General features: G+C 42.0%; 3 protein-coding genes. All 3 read right to left on the bottom strand.

Annotation, left to right across the window (positions count from 1 at the left end; genetic code table 11):
- Positions 1–146: TniB family NTP-binding protein (locus tag IBX48_RS10085; protein ID WP_296834111.1), on the bottom strand; the 146-nt coding region annotated here is incomplete at its 3' end.
- On the bottom strand, positions 143–2017 hold the full coding sequence (locus IBX48_RS10090) for a Mu transposase C-terminal domain-containing protein (protein WP_296834105.1): 1875 nt from the start codon (positions 2015–2017) through the stop codon (positions 143–145). The genes IBX48_RS10085 and IBX48_RS10090, both read right to left, overlap by 4 nt.
- Before the next feature lie 12 nt (positions 2018–2029).
- Entirely contained in the window at positions 2030–2683 is a 654-nt protein-coding gene (locus tag IBX48_RS10095; protein ID WP_296834108.1) for a TnsA endonuclease N-terminal domain-containing protein, read from the bottom strand.
- Positions 2684–2870 lie beyond the last annotated feature (187 nt).

A 2870-nucleotide genomic window follows, 5' to 3' on the forward strand; every position in this document is an offset into this window, starting at 1 on the left:
TAAGTTAATAACTCATCCAACTGATTCAATATTTTCTGCGCTCTTGGGTAACCAACCCAGCGAGGAGAGCGAATAATATTTATGCGTTCCTCATTGCTCAATTCAAGCAGTTCTTTGGTCTTAGGTGTGAGATGTTCAAAACTCATAGCATTTCATCCAAATCATCAAAAGGTCGAACGACTTTAACTGGCTTTGTAGCGTCTGACTCGGGCACCATATTATTTAGCTTAGGTTCTGGTTGCTTTGATGCCAAAGGAGACATCGACGTTGGTTTCTTGCGCTCTTTGTTACGTCTGGCTCTCTTAGTTTCACGCGCTGCTTTTTCCTCAATTTCTCTCATACGACCAATCATCGAAAATATTTGACTCTCATCTTGTCGGCCACTTCGTTCTTCTTTGAGCTTGGCTTGCGCCGCCCGAAGCTCCCATACACTGATCGGAGGATAAGCTGTATTACGATAGTGAACCGGATAATAATCGCCATCATTCGGGTCATAGAACCAAATCAAACTAATATCCCGTGGATCTCTTCTAAAAACAAACTTTCGCTTTATGCTTGGTTTTTCTGGATCTGGAGCATTTATCCAACGCCGCAAAACATCCGCATAATACTGCACATCATCAATCACCACGCCTTCACGCTGAATCGTACGTTCGACAAACGGCAAAAAGTCTAATCTAAACTGGCGCGGGTTAATCAACTTAGCAGGCAATCCTTTGCCAGGATTGTGATCATCACCCAATATTCCTTTTTTAAACTTTTCCAATGGTGACATGCCCAAGGAAGAGTGCTCCCTATTGTGGTAAACGCCCACGATATAAACCGTTAGCCATTCCTCAAGTTCAGACAAAGTTAAAACAGCATTTTTCTCACTGTCATAGTTTCCCTTTTCGAAAATATTTGAAAAAGTTGCACCGGATACACCTTTTAACTCTTCCGCCAGAGTACCTAGGTAACGCTCAACGTGCGCACCGTAATTGGGTCTAGCTACTGGTCTCCATTCGATATTAATGCCATATTGGTCACAGGCACGCTGAATCAGCTTTCCTCGAAACTCTTTCGCATTATCCATGTGAATTGTATCCGGGATGCCCCAGCACGGCCATTCACCGTTTACGTTGTACTTGGCTAACCAGTCTTCTTTCGGCAAAACAGCATGAGAAATTGCTAAGCCTGTTATTAAGGCCGAAGGTGAGTCAAAACCAACCCTAAAACCCAATACCATTCTTGAGAACACATCAAAAACCACTGTTATCCATGGCCTACCGACCGGACGACGCCAGTGATCATCACAGAGTTGAATATCTAGGCGTGTATGGTCAATTTGGACAAAGGATAAAGGCCAATCCGCACCTGGAAATGAACCTCGAATAGGGCTGTAATTTTCTGCTGCCTCTTTTTTACCTTCCCGTATCCTCAGAAGATCCTTTGGATGCTCTTTACTGATCCATTTACGAATCGTATTGCAATGCGGTGCTTTGAGACCTAGCTCATGACATTGACGAGCCACTTCACGGCACACTTTAGCAATCGACTTTTTCTGCGCCGTCTTATATTCCGTATTAACGATTCTTTTAACTAATTCAGCAACATCTTTATTGAGCGTTGTTTTATCTTTGTCCGAACGCTTAGCACGTAACAGGTCAGTAACCTTGCCATTTGACTCATAGCGTTTAATCCAATTATAGACAGTTGTAACCGAGCACTCATATTCAGCCGCACGCTGAGAAACCATTTCACGAGTACGACCTTTAACCAATAAGGGCTTAATAATTTCAAATCGTTTCATCGCTTCATCCCAAAGATGGTCAGGGATGAGTTTTAAATCACTTACCGGTTTGAGCTCTTGTTGTGTACAGCCCTCAATGTCAAATATTAAAACTTGCTTCATTACCTTGGTTTTTGGGTGAATGAGCACAGCATTGTTTAAATCATTTACCTGGCGAATGAAATACTCCTCACCTTCATAAACAACTTTCTCGCCGACATCTAATCTTAATGAACCGTTATGAAACATCTTAATAATCCTTTAAGGTTTCCAGTAAATGGGTGTATTCATATTAATCCGCTCGGAAGAGAGATCACAACGAATCTGTCTCGTACCCACTAAATACCAAAGTGTCGGTAACAGTGCCGCTCTATCCCACTCACTTGAAGCTAACAACTCCAGCAATGCACTTGGCGTAGATTTCTTGAGCTCTTTTAATTTATCGTCTAACAACGACATATCACCTTCGCGTTGAGCACCTTGGCGGATGTAAGGCAGCAAAAACCTAGCGTTTTCGAGCAAAGGAGTGCGAATTTCAACTTCGGACATAATCTTGAACTTCCATCCACGCTGTTTGGCGTATCGAAGATTAGCTTTAAGCTTCGGTTTTAACTTATCCCAGTCTTGTTTCAAGTCGGATCGATATTTAACTTCAACCAAGACCGTTTCTACGCCGAATTTAGTCTTTCGCTTGAATAGAACATCAGGAAAGTTCGAGCGAGGCTTGCCGTCTTGATCAACCCAGTTAACCTCAACAGGTTGAACTTCAAAGCCAGTTATCTTCTTATCAAATTCAAGAATTGTGATAAAATCTCGCTCTAATGTAGATTCAAACATCGCTTTTTCGTCGGACTTAGCAGACGCGTAAATCCCAGTGACGTTTCGATAGTTTTTTGGAACAGTTCTGACAGGCATAAATAAAATCCAGTTCAAATTAGCGGTGTGGCTCAGCCACAACATTGTTTCAATTTTACACTCAGTACAGTTTAAGGATGTAATAAATTAAATGGATACACCACCTGAGTACAATTTAAAGATGGAAACCACATAAATGATCAAAGATGTCATGACGCGCTCAAACAGGGATGCGATTCAGCGTTTT

It is taken from the genome of Thiomicrospira sp. (genome assembly GCF_014859555.1).
GTDB lineage: Bacteria > Pseudomonadota > Gammaproteobacteria > Thiomicrospirales > Thiomicrospiraceae > Thiomicrospira.